The 22,095-nt window shown below is 60.5% G+C and carries 14 protein-coding genes and 1 pseudogene; 12 read left to right on the forward strand and 3 right to left on the reverse strand.

All coding sequences use genetic code 11. The features are described from left to right. Window positions 1-26: 26 nt before the first annotated feature. Complete coding sequence (locus BLW50_RS16815; protein ID WP_090704614.1) at window positions 27-539, reverse strand: hypothetical protein; 513 nt, start codon at window positions 537-539, stop codon at window positions 27-29. A gap of 390 nt (window positions 540-929) precedes the next feature. On the opposite strand from BLW50_RS16815, the gene BLW50_RS16820 reads away from it, so the two are divergent. The 12 genes and pseudogenes from BLW50_RS16820 to BLW50_RS16875 all read left to right on the forward strand — a co-directional run bounded on the left by BLW50_RS16820 (window position 930) and on the right by BLW50_RS16875 (window position 20,780). After that, window positions 930-1,436, forward strand: coding sequence for an RNA polymerase sigma factor (locus tag BLW50_RS16820; protein ID WP_090704616.1), 507 nt, complete (start codon window positions 930-932; stop codon window positions 1,434-1,436). A gap of 30 nt (window positions 1,437-1,466) precedes the next feature. Further along, window positions 1,467-2,396 carry a FecR family protein gene (locus tag BLW50_RS16825; RefSeq protein WP_090704618.1) on the forward strand — a complete coding sequence of 310 codons (930 nt, stop codon included), beginning with the start codon at window positions 1,467-1,469 and terminating at the stop codon, window positions 2,394-2,396. A 379-nt stretch (window positions 2,397-2,775) separates the two neighbouring features. Next, window positions 2,776-2,850 (forward strand): annotated as a pseudogene (locus BLW50_RS31100) (hypothetical protein); the annotation flags it as partial. A 107-nt stretch (window positions 2,851-2,957) separates the two neighbouring features. Beyond that, complete coding sequence (locus BLW50_RS16835) at window positions 2,958-5,006, forward strand: TonB-dependent siderophore receptor (protein ID WP_090704619.1); 2,049 nt, start codon at window positions 2,958-2,960, stop codon at window positions 5,004-5,006. Between the two features lie 81 nt (window positions 5,007-5,087). Next, window positions 5,088-6,395, forward strand: a complete 1,308-nt coding sequence (locus tag BLW50_RS16840; protein ID WP_090709243.1) for a PepSY-associated TM helix domain-containing protein — start codon at window positions 5,088-5,090, stop codon at window positions 6,393-6,395. A 392-nt stretch (window positions 6,396-6,787) separates the two neighbouring features. Then, window positions 6,788-8,173 (forward strand): MdtA/MuxA family multidrug efflux RND transporter periplasmic adaptor subunit, encoded by a 1,386-nt coding sequence (locus BLW50_RS16845; protein WP_090709246.1) that lies wholly within the window; start codon window positions 6,788-6,790, stop codon window positions 8,171-8,173. Next, window positions 8,170-11,274: an MdtB/MuxB family multidrug efflux RND transporter permease subunit gene (locus BLW50_RS16850; RefSeq protein ID WP_090704621.1), complete on the forward strand. Its 3,105-nt coding sequence runs from the start codon at window positions 8,170-8,172 to the stop codon at window positions 11,272-11,274. The genes BLW50_RS16845 and BLW50_RS16850 overlap by 4 nt, the downstream gene beginning before the upstream one ends. Continuing rightward, the gene (locus tag BLW50_RS16855) at window positions 11,271-14,546 is read left to right on the forward strand and encodes an efflux RND transporter permease subunit (RefSeq protein WP_090704622.1); all 3,276 of its coding nucleotides are present in this window, start codon (window positions 11,271-11,273) and stop codon (window positions 14,544-14,546) included. Before BLW50_RS16850 ends, BLW50_RS16855 begins: the two co-directional genes overlap by 4 nt. A gap of 94 nt (window positions 14,547-14,640) precedes the next feature. After that, a complete protein-coding gene (locus BLW50_RS16860) occupies window positions 14,641-16,059 on the forward strand; it encodes an efflux transporter outer membrane subunit (RefSeq protein ID WP_090704623.1) in 1,419 nt (472 codons plus the stop codon). 166 nt (window positions 16,060-16,225) lie between these two features. After that, on the forward strand, window positions 16,226-16,906 hold the full coding sequence (gene petA / locus BLW50_RS16865; RefSeq protein ID WP_090704625.1) for a ubiquinol-cytochrome c reductase iron-sulfur subunit: 681 nt from the start codon (window positions 16,226-16,228) through the stop codon (window positions 16,904-16,906). A gap of 478 nt (window positions 16,907-17,384) precedes the next feature. Continuing rightward, window positions 17,385-18,824 carry a porin gene (locus tag BLW50_RS16870; protein WP_090704627.1) on the forward strand — a complete coding sequence of 480 codons (1,440 nt, stop codon included), beginning with the start codon at window positions 17,385-17,387 and terminating at the stop codon, window positions 18,822-18,824. A gap of 516 nt (window positions 18,825-19,340) precedes the next feature. Next, entirely contained in the window at window positions 19,341-20,780 is a 1,440-nt protein-coding gene (locus BLW50_RS16875) for a porin (RefSeq protein ID WP_090704629.1), read from the forward strand. Between the two features lie 264 nt (window positions 20,781-21,044). Here BLW50_RS16875 and BLW50_RS16880 read toward each other — a convergent pair whose 3' ends face one another. After that, window positions 21,045-21,428: a hypothetical protein gene (locus BLW50_RS16880; protein ID WP_090704630.1), complete on the reverse strand. Its 384-nt coding sequence runs from the start codon at window positions 21,426-21,428 to the stop codon at window positions 21,045-21,047. 86 nt (window positions 21,429-21,514) lie between these two features. Further along, window positions 21,515-22,087: a phosphonate metabolism protein/1,5-bisphosphokinase (PRPP-forming) PhnN gene (phnN, locus tag BLW50_RS16885; protein WP_244544281.1), complete on the reverse strand. Its 573-nt coding sequence runs from the start codon at window positions 22,085-22,087 to the stop codon at window positions 21,515-21,517. Between the last annotated feature and the right edge of the window lie 8 nt (window positions 22,088-22,095).

The raw sequence follows: 22,095 nt of genomic DNA on the forward strand, positions 1-22,095 counted from the left end.
CAGAGCAACATCGCCGGGATCAGCGATCACAACTTTCCGAAGGCAACGCCGCGCCAAGTCCATCCTGCTTTGAGCACGGCATCCTGCAACGGCGTCTTGATCTCGGCGGTTGAAAATTTGTAGCGATAAACCTCGCCATAGCTGCCCTGCTCAGTGAAGGCGAAAGCCGTGCCGAACGAAATTTCCTTCTTCTGTCCGCGAAAAGCTTCCGCCGCCAGCGACAATTTTGGAATGCCAGCGCGCCACTCAAGCGACCATTCCTGATCGACCGCGCGCACTTCCCGGGTTTGCGCGTCGAGCTGCATCAAGATCTTGAAGGTCTTCTGCAGGCCAGCCTTGGCAAAGATCTCGTACCATCTTGCATCGACGATGCGCCACTCGGCGACCAGAGCGACATTCTCAGGCGCGCCATCGCGCACGATGAATGGCGCCGTCGGTCGATTGACCGTCAACAGATCGGTGCGCACGTCCGCCGCCGTCTTTGCCGTCACGCCAGCGGCGGGACGTTTTGTTCCGGTCAGCCAGTCGAACAATTTCATGATGGATCTCGCGCACTACGACACACCTGCGCGTCGCAGCTTCCCCAACTACAGCCTAAAATAATCAACTGACAAGCGCCGTGAGGTGATGAGGGATGGAGCATCGCCAATGATCGCTTTGTCGATTGAAGCAGTCGTCAGTCATGGCCAGAGGCGCGCGAATCCACTGTTGGCCATCGCAGCGCACTGCATCAGCCTCGGGCTTTTTGCACATGTCGTTTCGACACCCACGATCACGCCACGCGTGCGAGCAACCGCATTACTAAATCATCTCGCAGTTTCGAATCGTTCAAATTCTTATGTTGATGCAACAGATTGCGATGAAATTCGCGATCATGTTACGGACCTTTGTTGGTCCACGCGCCGGAGGATCCGACGTGAGTGAGTGGCATGAGTGTTCACGCGATCGATATTGCTGATCTGTACACGTCTGAGCAGGGCCGGCTGCGGCATCTGGTCCGCCGTCTCGTTGGCAACAGAGCCGCCGCTGACGACCTCGTCCACCAAGCGTTCGAAAAATTGCTCCGGGTCGCAGATGGCGGCAATATTGAGAACTGCCCGGCCTATCTGAGCAGCACCGTCAAGAATCTCGCCCTCAATCATCTGCGCGACCAAGCCCGACGCTCCGAGGTCGCTGTCACCCAGACCGAACTGAACGCCCTGGCGGACGCGAGCCCATCGCCCGAGACCACCGCGATCTATCGTTGCGAGCTGCGCAGGGTTCTCTCGGCGGTGGCCGCCCTGCCGCCACGGCGGCGAGAGGCTTTCGTTCTGAACAAGTTCGAAGGCATGAGCTATGACGAGATCGCCGCTCGCCAAGGCATATCGCGCAATACGGTGATTTCCCACATCGTCATCGCGCTCGCCGACCTCGATCGGCAACTTGGCTCAAGATAGTCTGCGTTTCAGGATATCATCAGTGGCTATATGAAAGAAGACGCGACAGACCCAATCGTCATGGAAGCGCTGGAATGGTTCGTGCGGATGCGCGATCACACAGTCGATGCCTCCGATCGGCGCGCCTTCGACGCTTGGCTTGCGGCAGATACGGCTCATGTTGCTGCCTGGCAGCGCGCGGAGACATTATGGAAGCGCTTTGATATTGCCCAACCGGAATTCGACCGGGCGCGGCGCTCCCGCACGCTTTCGCGTCGGAAGATTCTGCTTGGCACACTCGTCGCGGCCGCCGGCGGCGGCCTCTATATATTAAACAGTTCCTATCTGGCTCCAGACTATGCGACCGACATCGGAGAACGCAGGACGTTCACTTTGGCCGATGGCAGCACCGTCGAGCTGGGAAGCGATTCAGCCCTCTCGGTGCAGTACACCGATCGCATCCGACAGCTCGTGCTGCACCGTGGACAGGGCTTTTTTGATGTGACAGCGGACAGCAAGCGGCCGTTCATCGTCCGGGCCGCTGATGGCGCCGTCCAGGCGCTCGGCACTCGCTTCGATGTCAAATATATCGATGATGTCGTAACGGTGGCAGTGAGCCAGCACGCGGTTCTGGTCCAAGCAGGATCGCAGTCGGGCGTCAGGATCGATCACGGCTGGCAAGTCAGCTATGGCAGCGATGGGCTGAGCCAACCCTCACCCGCGAATTTAGACACGATCGAGGCTTGGCGGCGGGACCGGCTGGTTTTCCAGGACGTGCCACTCGCACGGGTCCTGACCGAGCTCGGACGCTACCGGCGCGGACGTATCATCTTGATAGACAAACAAGTCGGCAATATACCGGTGACAGCCATCTTTGATACGAAGCAGGCTGACAACGCCTTGCGGACGATCGCCGATACCCTGCCCATCCGTGTTTTGTACGCCACCAACTATTTGGCTTTCGTGTCCGGGGCCCGGTAGGCAAAAATTTCAGGACGCATTCATTAGCTCGGCTCTCCCAGGTGTCGAACACTATGGGGGCAATCACCAGATTGCCCCGATTGGTCGACAAGCCCGTGCAAGCACGGGTCAGCGTGCAGGCGGGGCTATGCAGGATTTTATTGAGCATGATGTTTCAAGGCTGAAGGGCAAGTGCCCCCAGCGGTTGGGACAACGATCCCTTCTTTTGGCGCTGACGATCACGACGTCGCTTGTCGCCGTTTCCATAGTGTCGCCGGCGGCTTTTGCTCAGTCATCCAACAATGCAGCGACGAGAGCGAGTTTCAACATTCGGCCGCAGCCTCTGGCCGAGGCATTGGTGCAATTTTCCAACGCGACCGGCCTGCAACTGTTCTTCAACATGGATCTCGCGCGTGGCCTCCAATCATCCGGCGCGCAAGGCGCCCTCAGCCAGACCGAAGCGTTGAATCGCATCCTGGCCGGGACCGGCCTGCAATATTCGTTCACCAACGCCAGCACCGTCACCATCCGGCGCAATGAGCAACGCAGCGACAACAGCGTTTCGCTGGCCGAGGGGGCATCATGCTGGACGAGATTCAAGTCGACGGCGGCAGTGGCGGCGTCATCACAGCGAATGGCTATGTTGGACGCAGCAGCGCAACCGGCACGAAAACCGATACGCCTTTCATCGAGACGCCGCAGTCGATATCTTCCGTCACTGAAAAACAGCTGGATGATCGCAAGCCACAATCGCTGCTTGATGCGATCTCCTATACGCCAGGCGTGCGCGTGAACGCCTATGGAACGGACCCACGTTACGATTCCTTCTTCGTGCGCGGCTTCAACGTCACCAATACGGGCGTGTTTCGCGACAACCTGCGCCAGCCCACGGCCGGCTATGCCATCTTCTCAACCGAGCCTTATGGCATTGAAGGTATCTCGATCCTGCGCGGTCCCTCCTCAGCGCTCTATGGCGCAACGGGCGCCGGCGGCCTCTACAACGTGATCACCAAGCGCCCGACCATGACCCCGCTGCGGGAAGTCGGCATCCAGTACGGCACCTATGATCGGCGGCAGGCGCAGTTCGATCTATCCGGCCCCGTGGAAGGCGTCGACACGCTCTACTATCGCCTGACCGGCGTCGGCCGCGTGGCGGGTACAGAATTCAAATCCGTACCCGATGACCGCGTCTACATCGCACCCGCGCTGACTTGGAAACCCAACGAGGATACCAAGCTGACGATCCTGGGCGAATATTCACGTGCAAAAACCGGCGGCAGCCCAGGCTACTACAATGACTATTATGGCCACGTCACCCGCATTGAATCCGGCGATCCAGCTTACGGCGGCATGACCCATGAGCAGGCACGTATCGGCTGGGAATTCGAGCATCGCATCAACGAGACCTTCACGGTTCGCCAAAACGCGCGTTATTCGACCCAAGATATCGACGCCAAATATGTCTATACCTACAATGGCGCCCAACACGCGCTCGATCCGACCCTGATCGATCGCGGCTCCGGGCGCGACGTTCAGCGCCTCGACGCCTTCGTCATCGACAACCAGCTCCAGACCAAAATTTCGACAGGCCCGCTCGACCATACGATCTTGACGGGCGTCGATATTACCTGGACGCGTTTTCGCGCCTCCTCGGGAACGGGCACGGCGCCGCCGTTGAGCATGCTGGTTCCCAACTATGGGGGCTATATCGCGCCGGTGGCGCTCACGTCGCAAGCCAATCAGCGGCAGATGCAAACCGGCGTCTACGTGCAAGACCAGATTCGTCTCGGCGGCTGGACGTTGACGGTCGGCGGACGGCACGATTGGGTGTCAACGAGAACGAACACTACAGATCTGACAACAGCCGCCATGACGTCCGCGCAACAGGACGATCGGGCGTTCTCTGGCCGCGTTGGCCTTTCCTATAAGACGCCGTTCGGCCTCGTTCCTTACGTCAGCTTCTCGACCGCCTTCTCCCCCAACATCGGCTGGAACAAAACGACCCAATCCACATTCAAGTCCACGACCAGCGTGCAGCAGGAGGTCGGCGTCAAATATCTCCTGCCCGATACCAACATCATGCTGACGGCGGCTTTGTTCAACGTCGATCAGAAGAACGGTATATTTTACGAGGTGATCAACGGCATCAATATGCAGGTGCAGCGCGGCAAACTTCGCTCTCGTGGCGTCGAATTGGAAGCCGTCGCCAGCCTCGACAATGGTCTCTCTTTCACCGCGGCCTATACCTATACCGAGCTTAAGGTCGTCGAAGGGCCATCGAACACGGTCGGCAAATACGTTTCGAGCGTTCCTTTGCATACGGGCTCGGTCTGGACGAACTACAAGCTGCCGACGGATAGCGTCTTCCATGGGCTCAGCGCTGGTGTTGGCGCCCGTCTCACCAGCTTCAGCTATGGCGACGACAAGAACAGCCTGAAGAACAGCGCCCGCGCCGTTTTCGACGCGGTTCTGCGTTTCGACTTCGAAGCCGTTACTCCGCAACTTAAGGGCGTGAGCCTGCAGGTGAATGCCACCAACCTCTTCAATCGACGCGATACGACCTGCACGTCTGGCTATTGCTATCCAGATCCAGGCCGAACCGTGATGGGGAGCCTGAAATACACTTGGTAGAAAGCCACCACCGGCCGACGGCTTTCCCGGCAGCCGGCGCCAACGTCATCGAACGCTTTGTACGAGTCTCAGGAGAAAACCGTGCGCGCCCTGTTCACGCTCATTCATCGTTGGATAGGGCTGGCGATCGCCTCGTTTATCATCGTCAGCGGCCTCACAGGGGCCGTCATCTCGTGGGATCACGAGCTGGACGACTTGATCAATCCGCATCTGATGTTCAGCTCCACGCAAGGGGAGAGATTGCCGCCGCTGGAGATCATGCGGCGAGCGCAGAAGGCGGAGCCACGGGTCTTCATTACCTATATGGCTTTGAATCCGGAGGATGGCAAAAATTACGAGCTCGTCGTCGAGCCCAAGACCGACCCGAATACGAGCAAGCTCTACGACCTGGATTTCAACCGACTCTATTACGATCCGGTCACGGGCACAGAGGTGGGTCGGCGCAATTGGGGCGCCGCATGGCCCGTTACGCGCGAAACGGTCATCTCGTTCCTCTATAAGCTCCATTATATGTATCACATCCCGGCGATGTGGGGTACCGATCGCTGGGGCTATTGGCTGCTCGGCATCGTCGCGCTGGTCTGGACCATCGATTGCTTCATCGGTTTCTATCTGACGCTGCCGTTGCGGCAAGCCAAGCGGAAGCATCGAGCGCTGAATGCCGAACGCCAGTCTGGCAAAAGCTATTGGGAGCGCTGGAAGCCGGCCTGGAAAATCAAGACAAGCGGCAGCGCCTACCGGATCAATTTCGATATTCACCGCGCGTTCGGACTTTGGTTCTGGCTGGTCCTCTTCATCGTCGCCTTCACCGGCTTTTCGCTGAACCTGTATCGCGAGGTGTTTTACCCAGTGATGTCGATGGTCTCGAAAGTGACGCCGGATATTTTTGCGACCCGGCCGCCAACCCCGTTCGATGAACCGGTGATCCCGCAACTAACATTCTCCGACATTCTGAAGAAGGGTGAAATCGAAGCCAAGCAGATGGGCATTCAGGAACCTCCGGGGGCGTTGTTCTACGCGCCGCGATGGGGCGTCTACGGCGTGAGCTTGTTCGAACGGGGCGATTCACACGGCACCGGTGGCGTCGGCCCTGAATTCCTCACCTTCGATCAGGGAGACGGTCGATTCTTAGGCAGACGGACGCCGTGGAAAGGCACGGCAGCCGACATTTTTGTTCAGGCACAGTTTCCGTTGCACTCGGGACGTATCCTCGGAATACCCGGCCGCATCCTCATTTCCCTGGTCGGGCTGGTGTGCGCCGCGCTCGCGATAACCGGCGTCGTCATTTGGTATCGCAAGCGGCGCGCGCGGATCCGTGTCCGCGTCTCGGAGCTCAATCGTGCTGAACCGTTGCTCCAGCACGCCGCCTCCGTTCGGGCCGAGCGCTAAGAACCCGCAGTCGCAGGACTGAGTCGCCCCCGAAGAACAAGTCGGAGGCGTTGGCGACGAACCACGCACCAGTGGAAACCCCATAGCGGGCAGTTGCATCACCCGTGCATGCGCGGTGTTATGATTGTGATAGCTTTGGCCTGTCTCAGCCGTGGAACGGAATTGCACGCCCGCAGTTTCAGACATATATTTCAATCACTTCAGCAGCTTAACTGTTATTCGCCCATGCGGTGCGTCCGCCGCAAAAACGGGCAATCGACGTGGTATCCTTTCGAATGCTTCAGGTTGTTACGGCGCAAAGCAGTTCGGTCTGTGAATCTTGCGAACTGTTAATTCGACGGCCTTCAGAATTTTCGACATATCGAAGCTAGAACGGGTTGGAGAGTGCGGCTTTGGAACAACGTGTCGACACTCCGAAGGAAGTCGTAAACCCCACCCAGCGCCGGCCGCGCGGTTCGGGGATCGTCTGGCTTGTGGTGCTCGCCTTGCTCGCGGCCGGCGTCTATTGGTGGTCGCATCGCCAGCAGCCGGCTGAACGGCAGACTCCCGCGGTCAACCGGCGCGCCGCGCCACCTGCATCGGTCGGCACCGCGGTGATCGGCACCGGCAGTATCGATATCGCGCTTGATGCGCTCGGCACGGTCACCTCGCTCGCGACGATCACCGTGCGCACGCAGATCAGCGGCCAGCTCGTGAAGGTGGCTTTCACCGAAGGGCAAGAAACCAAGAAGGGCGATCTGCTGGCGCAGATCGATCCGCGCCCCTATGAGGCGGCGCTGGCCCAGGCGAAAGGTCAGCTCGCGCGCGACCAAGCCACGCTGCAGGGCGCCCAGGTCGATCTCAAACGCTACCAGCAATTGGCCGCCCAAAATGCCGTGCAACGCCAGACGCTCGACACCCAGGTGGCGCTGGTGGCGCAATATCAGGGTACGGTGGAAGCCGATCAGGCCGCCGTCAAAGCGGCCGAGGTCAATCTGGCTTTCACCAGCATCGCGGCGCCGGTCGATGGCCGCGTCGGCCTGCGCCAGGTCGACCAAGGCAATTACATCACGCCGACGGACACCAATGGCATCGTGGTGATCACGCAATTGCTGCCGATCAGCGTGTTGTTCACTGTTCCAGAAGATCAACTGCCAGCGATCCGTCAGCGTATGGCTGGCGGTGTGACCCTGCCGGTGACCGCCTTCGATCGCACCGGCAACACCAAGCTCGCCGACGGCAAGCTCGAAACCTTCGACAGTTCGATCGATCCGACGACCGGCACGATCAAGCTGCGCGCCATTTTTCCCAACGACAATCACGCCCTCTATCCCAACCAGTTCGTCAATGTCGAACTGCTGGTCGACCGGCATGAGAATGTGGTGATCGCCCCCACGCCAGCCATTCAGCGCGGCTCACCCGGCACATTCGTCTATGTGGTGAACGCCGACAGCACGGTCTCGGTGCGCAAGGTCACCTTGGGGCCGACCAATGGCGAGCGTGTCGAAATCCGGGACGGTCTCAAGGCTGGCGAAACGGTCGTCGTCGACGGCATTGATCGGCTGCGCGATGGCGCCCGGATTAATGTGCATACGGATACCACCGCGCCGGCCCAGGCGGCGGCGCCCCAGACAGCACCTACCCAGACAGCACCTGCCCAGACAGCACCGACACAACCAGCCGCGCCCAATGCAACACCACGCGTGCCAGGAAGCGGGCAAGGGAACGGCCAGGGACCAGGACAAGGCGGCGGCCGGCGTAATCAGGGCGGCCAGAACCAAGGCGGTCAATCGCCATGAACCCCTCACGCCCGTTTATCCTGCGGCCCGTCGCAACAACCCTTCTGATGATTGCGATTCTGCTGTCGGGCATACTGGCGTTTCGTTTCCTGCCGATCTCCGCCCTGCCCCAGGTCGATTACCCGACCATCCAGGTGCAGACCTTCTATCCCGGCGCCAGCCCGGACGTGATGACCTCTTCAGTCACCGCGCCGCTGGAAGTGCAGCTCGGCCAGATCCCCAATCTGGACCAGATGAGCTCGATCAGCTCGGCTGGCTCTTCCGTCATCACCTTGCAGTTCAGCCTTGCGATCTCGCTCGATGTCGCCGAACAGCAAGTGCAGGCAGCAATCAACGCCGCCGGCAATCTGCTGCCAGCCGACCTGCCGGCGCCGCCAATCTATGCCAAGGTCAATCCGGCCGACGCGCCGGTTCTCACGCTGGGGCTGACGTCAAAAAGCTTGGCGCTGCGTGACGTCCAAGCCATGGCCGATACGCGGCTGGCGCAGAAGATTTCGCAATTGCCCGGCGTCGGGCTCGTCAGCCTCAGCGGCGGCCAGCGCCCCGCCGTCCGCGTTCAAGCCGATCCGCGCAAACTCGCGGCCTATGGCCTTAATATCGACGATCTGCGCACCACCCTTGGCAATGCCAATGTCAATCAGCCGAAGGGTAATTTCGACGGGCCAACACGCGCCTATACGGTCAATGCCAATGACCAACTCCAGAGCGCCGATCAATATCGACCGCTGATCGTCGCCTATAAGAATGGCGCGCCCGTGCGGCTCAGTGACGTGGCCGTCGTCGTCGATGGCACCGAGAACAACAAACTCGCCGCCTGGATGAATTCAACGCCGGCAATCATCGTCAACATTCAACGCCAGCCTGGCGCCAATGTCATTGATGTGGTCGACCGCATCAAGGCCTTGTTGCCGCAACTCGAGGCCTCCCTGCCGGGCGCCATCGACGTGACGGTTTTGACCGACCGGACCACAACCATCCGCGCTTCGGTCCGCGACGTCGAATATGAGCTGACGCTGGCGGTGCTCCTGGTCGTCCTGGTGATCTTCGTCTTCTTGCGCAGCTCGCGCGCCACGCTCATTCCCAGCCTGTCGGTGCCATTGTCGCTGGTCGGTACCCTGGGCGTCATGTATCTATTCGGCTACAGCCTCGACAATCTGTCCTTGATGGCCTTGACCGTCGCCACCGGCTTCGTCGTCGACGATGCCATCGTGGTGATCGAGAACATCTCGCGCTATATCGAAGAGGGTGACACGCCGCTTGAAGCCGCACTGAAAGGCTCCGAGCAGATCGGCTTCACCATCATCTCCCTGACCGTTTCGCTGATCGCGGTTCTGATCCCGCTGCTGTTCATGAGCGATGTGGTTGGGCGTCTGTTCCGCGAATTCGCCGTCACCCTTGCCACCACCATTCTGATTTCAGCCGTGGTGTCGCTCACGCTCGTGCCGATGGCCTGCGCCAAATTGCTCCTGCCCCAGTCGGAAATCCGCGAGAATAGATTTCAACGCGCCAGCCGCGAATTCTTCGACTGGGTGATCCGTGGCTATGGTCACATGCTGACCTGGGTGCTCGACCGGCAGACAGGCATGCTGCTGGTGGCGCTGGGCACCCTGGTGCTGACAGCCATCCTTTATATCCAGATCCCCAAGGGGTTCTTTCCTGTCCAGGACACCGGCGTCATCCAGGCCATTACCGAGGCCCCTCAATCGACCTCCTACGCGGCCATGGGCGAACGTCAGCAGAAACTGGCCGAGATCGTTCTCAAGGACAAGGATGTCGAGAGCCTGTCGTCCTTCATTGGCGTTGATGGCACCAATACCACGCTCAATGTCGGGCGGATGCTGATCAATCTCAAGCCGGGACGCAGCTCCGATATCACCACGGTGATCGACCGATTGAAGGAGAGCACACAAAGCCTGCCTGGCATGACGCTCTATATGCAGCCGGTGCAGGATCTGACCATCAGCGGCACCGTCAGCCGCACACAGTATCAATTCGCTCTGCAGGATGCCAATGCGGCTGAACTGTCGGAATTCGTACCGAAGCTGATCGATAAGCTTAACACGTTGCCGCAGCTCGCCGATGTCACCAGTGACCTGTCCGATCGCGGCCTTGCTGTCTTCGTCGATATCGACCGCAATCAGGCCGCCCGGTTTGGCGTCACGCCGGCGACGGTGGACAATGCGCTTTATGATGCTTTCGGCCAGCGCATCGTCTCGACCATTTTCACGACATCCAGCCAGTATCGGGTCATCCTCGAAGCCTCGCCCGATATGCAAAAGTCGATGCGGTCCCTGTCATCAATCTATCTGCCGACGTCAACAGGCGGCGACCCTATTCCGCTCTCGGTCGTCGCCAAGACGCGCATCGATACGTCACCGTTGCAGATCACCCATATGGGTCAATTCCCATCGACAACGATCTCGTTCAACCTGGCGCCCAATGTTTCGCTTGGCGAGGCGGTCGATGCGATCAAGCAGGCGCAGACCGAGATTGGGATGCCACCCAGCGTCATCGCTACCTTCCTGGGCACGGCGGCCGCCTTCCAAGCGGCGTTGGGCAATGAACTGTTCCTGATCCTCGCTGCCGTGGTGACGGTCTACATTGTGCTCGGGGTGCTTTACGAGAGCTTCATCCATCCGATCACCATTCTGTCGACTCTGCCATCGGCCGGCATTGGCGCATTGCTGGCGCTTATGCTGGCCGGGGAAGATCTGACCATCATCGCGCTCATCGGCATCATCCTCCTCATCGGCATCGTCAAGAAAAATGCGATCATGATGATCGACTTTGCCCTGGAGGCGCAGCGCCACGAGGGCAGGTCGCCGCGCGAAGCCATTTACCAGGCTTGCCTGCTGCGGTTCCGGCCCATTCTGATGACGACGACCGCGGCAATTCTCGGTGCCTTGCCACTGATGCTGGGCAGCGGCGTCGGCTCGGAACTGCGTCATCCGCTTGGCGTCACCATTGTCGGCGGCTTGCTGGTCAGCCAGGCGCTGACCCTGTTCACGACACCGGTCATCTATCTTTGGTTCGACCGGCTGGCGACGCGGTTTCAGGGCACCCCCGATCCCAGCGGGCAGAGGGCGGACCTGACGCCATGAATTTGTCAGTTCCCTTCATCCGCCGCCCGGTGGCGACGACTTTGCTGACGATCGGTTTGATCGCGACCGGTCTGGTGGCGTTTCCGCTGCTGCCGGTCGCGCCACTGCCACAGGTCGACTATCCTGTCATTTCCGTCCGCGCGACCATGCCGGGCGCCAGTCCTCAGGTGATGGCCAATACGGTGGCCAGCCCCCTGGAGCGCCATCTTGGCCAGATCGCCGACGTCAACGAAATGACCTCGTCGAGCAGCGTCGGCAGCACGCGCGTGACCCTGCAGTTTGGTCTCAATCGGGATATCGACGGCGCGGCGCGCGATGTTCAGGCGGCCATCAATGCGGCGCGCGCCGATTTGCCGACGAGCCTGCGATCGAACCCGACCTATCGCAAGGTCAATCCGGCCGACGCACCGATCCTCATTCTGGCGCTCACCTCCGATACGCTGACGCGCGGCCAGATTTACGATGCGGCGAGCACCGTGCTGGCGCAGAAATTGTCCCAGGTCGGCGGCATTGGCGAAGTGGATGTCAATGGCAGTTCGCTGCCAGCGGTGCGTGTTGAACTCAACCCGCAAGCGCTCTACCATTATAGTATTGGCATGGAAGACGTGCGCGCAGCGCTCGGCGCCGCCAATGCCCATGCGCCCAAGGGCGCGATTGAAATTGGTCCCCTGCGCTACCAGATCTACGCCAACGATCAGGGGATCGTCGCCGCCGACTATCGCGATCTCATCATCGCCTATCGCAACAACGCGCCAGTGCACCTGCGCGATGTGGCGCAGGTCATCGATTCAGTCGAGAATTTACGCAACGCCGGCCTCGCCAATGGCAAGCCGGCGGTTCTGCTCGTGCTGTTCCGCTCGCCGAACGCCAATATCATCGATACGGTCGATCGTGTCCGCACGCTGCTTCCCACCTTACAAGCGTCGGTTTCGCCGGCCATCGACATTTCCGTGGCGCTTGACCGTTCGACGACCATTCGGGCCTCATTGAAGGAAGTCGAGCGCACCTTGATGATTTCGATCATCCTGGTGATCCTGGTGGTGTTCGCCTTTTTGCGCGACTGGCGCGCCACCCTGGTGCCCATTGTCGCCGTGCCAGCCTCGTTGATCGGCACGCTCGGCATCATGTATCTGCTCGGTTTCAGCATCGACAATCTGTCATTGATGGCGCTGACCGTCGCCACGGGCTTCGTCGTCGACGACGCGGTGGTCGTCCTCGAGAATATTTCGCGTCATCGGTCCGCCGGGCTTTCCCCCATCGACGCGGCGATCAAGGGCTCGCAGGAGGTCGGCTTCACGGTCGTCTCGATGAGCTTGTCGCTCATCGCCGTCTTCATTCCGATTCTCTTGATGAGCGGGCTGGTCGGCCGCCTGTTTCGCGAATTTGCCATTACCTTGTCGGCCGCCATTCTGGTGTCGCTGGTGATTTCGCTGACGACGACCGCAATGATGTGTTCGGTGCTGCTGCGCGGGGAAAGCGAGCGCCACGGGCGCGTCTATCGGGCGAGCGAGCGGGCTTTCGAGGCGATGCTGGATGCCTATCGCCGGTCCTTGTCTTGGGCTTTGAATCACCCGCGGTTCATTATGCTGCTGCTGTTGGGGACGCTCTGTCTCAACGGCTATCTCTATGACACGATCCCGAAGGGCTTCTTCCCGCAGCAGGACACCGGGCAGATCATCGGTTCAATTCAAGCCGATCAGGCCATCTCTTTCCAATCCATGTCGCAAAAGCTGAGCCAGTTCTCCAACATCGTCAAAGACGATCCGGCGGTGAACACAGCCGTCTCCTTCACCGGCGGCGGCCAGACCAATTCCGGCTTTATGTTCGTATCGCTCAAGCCCCTGGCGGAACGCAAGGTGACCGCCGATCAGGTGATTGCACGGCTGCGGGGCAAGCTTGCCGTGGTGCCCGGCGCGACCCTGTTTCTGCAAGCGGCGCAAGACATCCGCATGGGCGGGCGACAGTCCAACGCGCAATATCAGTATACGCTGCAAGGCGACGATGCGGCCGAGATCGCGGAATGGACACCGAAGCTGACGGCCGCCTTGCAGCAGGCGCCAAGCCTGCGCGATGTCAACAGCGATCAACAGAACAAAGGGCTTGAGGCCAATCTCATCATCGACCGCGATACGGCGGCGCGCCTGGGCATAACCGTCAGCCAGATCGACAATACGCTCTATGATGCTTTCGGCCAGCGCCAAGTGTCGACCATCTATGTCGCGCGCAATCAGTATCACGTGGTGATGGAGGTGGCGCCGCAGTATTGGCAGAACCCCGAAACCCTGAAACAGGTCTACATCAGCACGTCGGGCGGCTCAGTCAGTGGTTCGCAAGCGACCAATGCGGTGGCCGGCACTTTCACGTCAGGACAATCAACGACCACCACGTCCGCGAGCGCCAGTGCGGCCATCAATCAGGCGAACAATTCCATCGGCGCAGTGGGTAAAACAGTCAGCTCGACAGGGTCCGCGGTCAGCACCAGCGTTGAAACCATGGTGCCGCTGGCGGCAGTGGCGCAGTTTGGCCCTGGCAGCACACCGCTTTCGGTCAACCACCAAGGTCTTCTCGTCGCGAGCACCATCTCCTTCAACCTGGCGCCTGACGTCGCCTTGAGCGATGCGGTGGCGACCATCGATGCTGCCAAAGCCCGGATCGGCATGCCAGCCACCATTCATGGCAGTTTCCAGGGAACCGCCAGCGCCTTTCAAGATTCGCTTGCCAGCCAACCAATGCTGATCCTGACGGCGCTGATCGCGGTCTATATCGTGCTCGGTGTTCTCTACGAGAGCTATGTTCATCCGCTGACCATTCTCTCGACGCTGCCGTCGGCCGGCGTCGGAGCCCTGTTGGCGCTGAGCGCTGTCGGGCTCGAATTCTCGATCATGGCGTTGATCGGCGTCATCCTGCTTATCGGCATTGTGAAGAAAAATGCGATCATGATGATCGACTTCGCGCTCGACGCAGAGCGCAACCATGGCCTATCGGCCCACGATGCGATCTATCAGGCTTGTCTGCTGCGTTTTCGCCCGATCATGATGACGACCATGGCAGCGCTGCTCGGCGCCGTGCCGCTCGCCATCGGGTTTGGCGAGGGTAGCGAACTCCGCCGGCCGTTGGGGGTGGCTATTGTGGGCGGCTTGATCCTGAGCCAAGTTCTGACACTCTATACGACCCCGGTGATCTATATATACGTCGACCGCTTCCGACTCTGGGCCAAAGGCTGGCGGCGGCGGCCGGGTCCGGTGCTGCGTGGCAGCGGATCAATGAACTAACGGACGACTGAGCTAGCGAACGACCGAACTAAAGGTGTGGCGAATGCATTCTGGAGTCAGTGTGCCCTGGATTTCTGCGTTAATTGCCACATCCATGCGTACGACGAAGCGCCGGCGGCTCATCCGGATCGCCACCATTCCGCTGATGGCTGTCGGCCTGTCAGGCTGTATTCTGAACAGCGAGCATCCTGATCCCGAGGTCGAGGTGCCGGTCGCCTATGAGACGGCGCCGCGCAAGGCCGATGCCGCCTTGCCAGCGCCTGACTGGTGGCGCGGCTTCCGCTCGTCCGAATTGACCGATCTCGTCCTCGATGCGCAGAGCGCCAATCTCGATATTGCCGTTGCCGTTGCGCAGATCATTCAGGCAGAGGCCCAGGCCGGCGCGGCCGGAGCGCCCCTCCTGCCGACCGTCGGCGGGGTCGGCAATGCCGAGCGTATACGGACGCCGGCCACCGGCGGATCAAGCGCGTCATTGAACTCTACGTTCAGCCTCGGCCTGACCGCCAGTTACATGCTGGATTTCTGGGGCAAGAACCGCGCCGCTTTCTATTCCGCATCTGAAACCTTCATCGGCAGCCGCTACAATCGCGACGTGGTTGCACTCACCACCACAGTCTCGGTCGCCAACGCCTATTTTCAAGTGTTGGCAGCACGAGACCAGCTCGGCGTGGCGCAGGAAAATCTCGCCGCCGCCAATCGCATTCTCGATCTCATCCGCAAGCAGATGGCCGGTGGCACAGCCTCGCAATTGCAGCTGTCGCAACAGGAAGCCCTGGTCGCCCAGGTAAAGGCTTCGATTCCGCCGTTGCAGGTGACGGTGAAACAGAATCTGGCAGCGCTCGCCGTGTTGTTGGCGCGCCCGACGACGGGCTTCACCATCAAAGGCGCCAGCCTGACCCGCATCGCCGTGCCGCGCGTGACGCCGGGGCTACCATCGGAGTTGCTCACCCGCCGGCCCGATCTGGCTTTGGCGGAAGCACAGCTCGCTTCGTCGAACTTCTCCGTCGAATCGGCCCGCGCCGCTTTCTTCCCGCAGGTCACGCTCACTGGCACCACCGGCTTTCAAAGTGGTGCCCTGTCGTCGCTGTTTGTCCCTGGTGCCTGGTATTACACAATGGCCGCCGGGCTGACGCAGCCGATCTTCAACGGCTTCCTGCTCGAGAACCAGCTCAAGCAGGCCCGTGGCCTGCAGCTGCAATACCTGCAGAGCTATCGCAAAGCGGTTGTCTCGGCCTTCTCCGATGTGGAAGTCGCACTCGTAACCCTGCAACAGACGACGCTGCAATTGCAGCTGCAAGGTCAGGTCGTCGCCGCTTCGCGGAAGGCCTTCCAAGTGGCCGAAACGCAATTGCGCGGCGGCACTGTCGATCTGGTTTCGGTGTTGCAGACGCAGCAGACACTGTTCACCGCCGACACCGCGCTGGCACAGGTGCGCCTGAGCAAGATGCTGGCCGTGGTTAGCCTGTTCCAAGCTCTGGGTGGAGGCTGGAGCGAACCGCCGACGGGCCGATAAGCTCGAAGTCGGTCAGAAGGAAACTGAGGAGCTGGCGTTTCTTGGTTGGCGTTTCTGCCGGCTCATGGCCATTTCGTGAAACAATCGCAATCCTGCGTGAACCGCCCCAGATTTGTCGGAGTGCAGGACCAGCATCTGTCTCGCGCAATGAAAAGAGGCGAATGCCATGCGAGACACCTCCTCCACGCCAAACCCTTCGCTTGCAAACCGCTCGACTCCAAATCCCTCCCGGTCCGTCGCTTCTCCCGAGAACCCCAATCGACGCGACTTTCTCTATATCGCCACCGCTGCCATGGCCGGTGTCGGTGCTGCCGCCGTTGTCTGGCCGCTCATCAATCAGATGCAACCGGATGCTTCAGTTCTCGCCGCTGGTATTCCGATCGATATCGATATCAGTCGGATAGAACCGGGGCAGCAAATCCGGGCCATATGGCGTGGTATGCCTATCTATATCGTCAATCGAACAGCGACGGCGTTGGGCAGCCTGCAAAACCCGCAGCTCCTCACCATGCTGCGCGATCCCGAGTCCACGCAATTGCAACAGCCTCCCTACGCGGTGAACTGGCATCGTTCGATCAAGCCCGAGTTTCTCGTGTTGGTCGGCATCTGCACGCATCTCGGCTGCCTGCCGGAGTTCAAGCCGGACGGCAGCGTCAGTGGCTATGATGGCTATTTCTGTCCCTGTCACGGTTCCAAATATGATCTGGCCGGGCGTGTTTTCTCCGGCGTTCCAGCACCCTACAATCTGCCGGTCCCGCCCCATCACTTTGTCAGCGACAAGATTCTACGCGTCGGCGAAAATCCGGACGGTCAGACTTTTGACTTTGGCTCCATTGAGCAAGTCTGAAGCGCAAGCCTAACGGCTTCGATTCCGGAACCTCATGCTGCCCCGGCCTGCGCCTGGGGGATATTGCCTCGTCGCCACAGTGCAGGTGGCCCGCCCAAGGCAGCCTGCCCAAGTGGCCTGAAAATCCACACTCTTTATCGAAAAGCAGCGTCGGTAGCCTGGTCCCCAAGGCTAGGCAAAGCTCCGACAGCTCTTCTTACGAACCAGTCGAATATCGATCAAAAACAGCCGTATAGCCACCTATTTTGTAACAATTCCGCCACATCTGCGGAGAAAAGGCGGTCTTGGAGCGGCGGAAAACCATTCGACTGTGGCGGCCTGTCACGATTTCGATACATTGCCCCTCACCCGTAGAATCACTGAGGTGAATTTACCTCAAGATTCAGGGAGGAGCGTGCTGGAGGGCTGGGTTCCGACTTCTTCTGCCGATGCGGAGGATCTGATTTCAGTCAGTTCGGCGATTTTCGGAGGCAAACGAATGACGTTTACTAAGAGTGTCCTGCTCGGCTCCGCGGCGGCTTTATTTGCCGTGGCCGGTGCGCAGGCCGCGGATCTGCCATCGCGCAAGTCCGCACCTGTCGAATATGTGAGGGTCTGCGACGCCTATGGCGCTGGCTTCTATTGGATTCCGGGTACCGACACCTGCTTGAAGGTCGGTGGCCGCGTCCGTGTCGACGGGTGGTACACCCCGGCGAAGAATGCCGTGTCCGGCCGCTCGACCGGTGGTGGCACCGGTACGTTCATCAGCTCGAACGGGATCGATCAGAACGGCTGGTACGCGCGCGGTGTCGTGAACATGGATGCCCGCACCCAGTCCGCCTGGGGCACGGTGCAGACCGTCTTCTCGCTGCGCTTGATGGCGGCCTCTGGCCTTGCCAACACGCCGCCGGGCTATTCCGCTGGTGTGTTTGCCGCTGGCAACGCCAATACCGCGACGATTGAAGCCGCCTACATCCGCTTCGCCGGTTTCACCGTCGGCCAGGCGGCCTCGAACTTCACGTTCCTGCCGCCCTACCAGTATCAATCGCTGTATAACGCGGGCTTCCCGAACGGCGTCCGCCAGCTCGCTTACACGGCCACCTTTGGCAACGGTTTCTCCGCCACCCTGGCGCTCGAAAACAAGGGTGACCTGATCGTGGCAGGGGCCGTCAACACGCTTGGCCCGAACCCGTTCACCGCCACGGCGGCGACGGCTGGACCGGTCCCGCAACGTCTGCCGTCGCTCGTCGGCAACCTGCGCGTCGACCAGCCCTGGGGTTCGGCCATGGTGTCCGCCATGGTGATGCAAAACACCGGCACCTTCGCCAATCCGTCGCTCGCGGTGGTTGGGAATGCCGGTCCGCAGGTCAACCGCACCGGCTGGGCTGTCGGTGCTGGTGGTCGCATCAACCTGCCGATGATCGCGCAGGGGGATCACGTTCAGTTCTGGGCCAACTATGGTGTCGGCGCGCTCGATTACCTCTATGGCTTGGGCGCGAACGCCAACTTCGCCACCACCACCAACTTCCTCGGTGGTTTCCTGCGCGTCGATCGCAACCTGACCTTGTTCTGTCTGAACGCGGCTTGCACGGCCGGCGGTTCGGAACAGACCAAGGCGTTCAGCGCCACGGCGATCTTCACCCACTACTGGACCCCGTCGCTGCGTTCGAACTTGGTCGGCACCTATGTGCAGATCACGCCGGGCGGCGTCAGCCAGAACACCGCATGGGCCAACGGCGGTTTGTCGAAGGCGCATCTGTGGAACGTCGCGGGCGATCTGATCTGGTCGCCGGTGCGTAACTTCGACATCGGTGTCGAGCTCTCCTACGCCAAACTGAACCAGAGCCTGCCGCTCTCGGTTCCCGCCGGCCTGGGTACGCTCGCCAATGTTAACCCGAGCAACTGGACCGGTCGCGTGCGCGTCGAGCGCACCTTCTAATCCAGAGCAAATCGCGTTTCGATAGAAACGCGATCACCAGAATTCTAGCCGGGGGGCGCAATACCTCGGCTGGAACGGCCGCACCTCGTGGCACCCGGACAATCCAGTGAGATTGAAATCGGCCTCCGTTTCAATCCCGCTCCCTCTGAGCAACAGATCTGGGAACATGTGGAATTGGGCGGTTCTAAAGCCCCGACGTCCGAGCGACGTCGGGGCTTTTTTATTGGCTTATTCTCGCCTGATCTTGCGTCCACCATTGGGCAGGAAAGGCCTCGTAAGGCCCTAGATTGCTCGGAAAACGAGCAAAACCGTTGCTGCGGCGCCACACCGGCCCAGCAAACAGGCAAGCTCAAGTGTTCGTGAACACCACTAAGTTTAACTTGCGCTATTTTCCTATCGAGCGGGATCGCGAGGACATATTTACGGCAAGTTCGTGGGAATTATGCCCGCCAATTGGCGAGATCCCGGCTTTTCCTACGACAATAAAAGTTCAGATTCGTCTGGCGGAGTTTTTCAATGAGTTTCACCAAGAGTCTTCTGCTTGGTTCAACGGCGGCTTTGCTCGCCGCGGCTGGGGCGCAGGCGGCAGATCTGCCGTCGCGCAAGGCGGCACCCGTGGAATATGTCCGCGTGTGCGACGCCTATGGTCAAGGGTTTTACTGGATTCCCGGCACCGACACCTGCCTGAAGGTTGGCGGTCGTGTTCGTGTCGATGGCTGGTACACCCCCTCGAAGAATGCGGTTTCAAGCCGCTCGACGGGTGGTGGCACCGGAACGTTCATCAGCTCGAACGCGGTTGACCAGACCGGCTGGTATGCGCGCGGCATCATCAACATGGATGCCCGCACGCAGTCCGCGTGGGGCACCGTGCAGACCGTGTTCTCGCTGCGCCTGCAGGCCGCCAGCGGCCTTGGCGTTGCCTCGCCCGGTTATACCGGCGGTGTCTTCTCCGGCGGCAATGCCAATACGGCGACGATCGAAGCAGCCTACATCCGCTTTGCCGGCTTCACCGTCGGCCAGGCGAATTCGAACTTCGTCTTCCTGCCGAACTTTGCCTACAGCTCGATGCTAAACGCGGCCTTCCCGAGCGGCATCCGCCAGCTCGCTTATACCGCGACGTTCGGTGGCGGCTTCTCGGGCACACTGGCGATCGAAAACCGCGGCGATCTGCCGATGTCGATGACCGCCAATACCCTGGGCGCCAACCCGTTCACCGCCACCGGCGCGCTTGCCGGTCCGGTGGCGCAACGCCTGCCGGCTCTCGTCGCCAACCTGCGCGTCGATCAGGGCTGGGGCTCGGCGATGGTGTCGGGCGCCGTGCTTGAGAACTCGGCGACCTTCGGCAATGCCAATCTTGCCGTGGTCGGCAATGCCGGTCCTGCGGTTCGGCGCACCGGCTGGGCGGTCAGCGGCGGCGTGAAGGTTAACCTGCCGATGCTCGCCACTGGCGACAGCGCTCAGGTCTGGGTGGCTTACGGTGTCGGCGCGCTCGACTACATCACGTCGAATGGCGCCAGCGCCAATACGCTGCTCACCAGCAACTACCTCGGCGGCTATCTGCGCGCCGATCGCAACCTGACCCTGTTCTGCGTGAACGCCGCCTGCTCGCTCGGCGGCTCTGAACAGACCAAGGCGCTGAGCGCCACGGCCATCTTCACCCACTACTGGACTCCCTCGCTGCGTTCGAACCTCATCGGTTCTTACCTGCGGATCGATCCGGGCAGCGTCACCCAGAACACCGCCTGGTCGCAGGGCGGTCTGTCGAGGGCCAATGTTTGGACGGCTGTGGGTCAGCTGATCTGGTCGCCGGTGCGTAATTTCGACATCGGCGTTGAACTGTCTTACGCGCGTCTCAATCAGAACCTGCCGCTGTCGGTCCCGGTTGGCCTTGGCACCCTCGCCAATGTCAATCCGAACAACTGGACCGGCCGCATGCGTGTCGAGCGCCAGTTCTGATCTCGAACTAAGATTTCGGCCGGGGGGCGCAATACCCCGGCCGGAACAAGCCGCACCTCGTGGCACCCGGACATTCAGTGAGATTGAAATCAACCTCCATTTCAATCCGCTCCCTCTGAGCAACAGATTCGGGAACATGAGGAATTGGGCGGTTCTCAAGCCCCGACGTCGTCAAGCAGCGTCGGGGCTTTTTCATGGGCTTTTCCGGGCTGGCGACCGATCAGGATCGTCACTGCGATGGCGCCAGAACGAAGGGCAGAAAGCCTAGCCCGCTGTTTCCCGCTTTGTTCGGCGCATCAGCAAAGCCAAGCCAGCAAGGAGCACAGCAGCTCCGCCCCCCATGAGCGCATAGCTGACGATATCAGCCCCTAGGCTCCCATTGTTTGCCGATGCGATCGCCTGTGCTGTTTCCGATGCGCCTTTTCCTTCGGTTCGCGCATCCATCATCGCAACCATGCCAGGCTCGCTGCATTTTGGTCGCAACGCCTCCTTGGCTTGCGGACTGTTGCCATACAGCCGCTCGACGATCGCGGCGCAACGTTGCTCATCCGCTTGCGAAACACCGTTGTTTCCAAATTGGATATAGAAACCAATGGCGAGAAGGATAATTCCAGCGATTGAAAGCGTGATCGAATAAAGCTTCGTCATATGAAATCTTCAAAATGAATGATGTTGAAGATTTGTTCTGCCTGAGAAGAAGCCGCTGATCAACGGCTCATGCCCCTCGCCTTTTCTCAACGCGGCTTGAAACCGCGAATGACCGACAACAGCGCTTCACCTGCGGCTGCGAGTTCGCCGCTATTATCGATCTCAAGCCACGCGCCACAGGTGGTAGGCTCCGGCAGGTTGCGGCGCAGTCGCGCCGCTATGCTGGCTGCATCCTCGCGCCCGCGCAGGGCCAGCCGGCTGGCCAACACCTCCGGCGTTGCGGTAACATGCACGATGGTGACCTGATCGAAACTGGCCAGGATCGACGGCAAGGCAGCGCGCGAGCCATTGGCGATGGCCACGCCTCCCGCTCCGACATGGGCCTTGGCGCTCGACGGAATGCCATAGTGCAAGCCATGGGCTTCCCAAGTCACCGCGAACTGACCTTGAGCGACGGCCGCAGCGAAGGCCTCAGGCGACAGCGTGTCGTGATCCTCCGACGCCGCATCCGCTGGCCGTGTGACGGCCCGGCGAACGAAGAGAAAGGCCGGGTCCGATGCGAGCTGCGCACGCGCGTAGCGAATCAGGCTGTCCTTGCCGGCACCGCTTGGCCCCACGACAACGATTAGCGCACCCAGCGTGTCGGCAGCTGCCGACACGTCATGAA

It is taken from the genome of Beijerinckia sp. 28-YEA-48, assembly GCF_900104955.1.
Classification (GTDB): Bacteria; Pseudomonadota; Alphaproteobacteria; order Rhizobiales; family Beijerinckiaceae; genus Terripilifer.

Bases quoted from the DNA above. Each gene is read 5' to 3' on its own strand.
- BLW50_RS16815 (WP_090704614.1), bottom strand. From the start codon at position 539: ATGAAATTGTTCGACTGGCTGACCGGAACAAAACGTCCCGCCGCTGGC.
- BLW50_RS16820 (WP_090704616.1), top strand. From the start codon at position 930: ATGAGTGTTCACGCGATCGATATTGCTGATCTGTACACGTCTGAGCAG.
- BLW50_RS16825 (WP_090704618.1), top strand. From the start codon at position 1,467: ATGAAAGAAGACGCGACAGACCCAATCGTCATGGAAGCGCTGGAATGG.
- BLW50_RS16835 (WP_090704619.1), top strand. From the start codon at position 2,958: ATGCTGGACGAGATTCAAGTCGACGGCGGCAGTGGCGGCGTCATCACA.
- BLW50_RS16850 (WP_090704621.1), top strand. From the start codon at position 8,170: ATGAACCCCTCACGCCCGTTTATCCTGCGGCCCGTCGCAACAACCCTT.
- BLW50_RS16855 (WP_090704622.1), top strand. From the start codon at position 11,271: ATGAATTTGTCAGTTCCCTTCATCCGCCGCCCGGTGGCGACGACTTTG.
- BLW50_RS16860 (WP_090704623.1), top strand. From the start codon at position 14,641: ATGCGTACGACGAAGCGCCGGCGGCTCATCCGGATCGCCACCATTCCG.
- petA (WP_090704625.1), top strand. From the start codon at position 16,226: ATGCGAGACACCTCCTCCACGCCAAACCCTTCGCTTGCAAACCGCTCG.
- BLW50_RS16870 (WP_090704627.1), top strand. From the start codon at position 17,385: ATGACGTTTACTAAGAGTGTCCTGCTCGGCTCCGCGGCGGCTTTATTT.
- BLW50_RS16875 (WP_090704629.1), top strand. From the start codon at position 19,341: ATGAGTTTCACCAAGAGTCTTCTGCTTGGTTCAACGGCGGCTTTGCTC.
- BLW50_RS16880 (WP_090704630.1), bottom strand. From the start codon at position 21,428: ATGACGAAGCTTTATTCGATCACGCTTTCAATCGCTGGAATTATCCTT.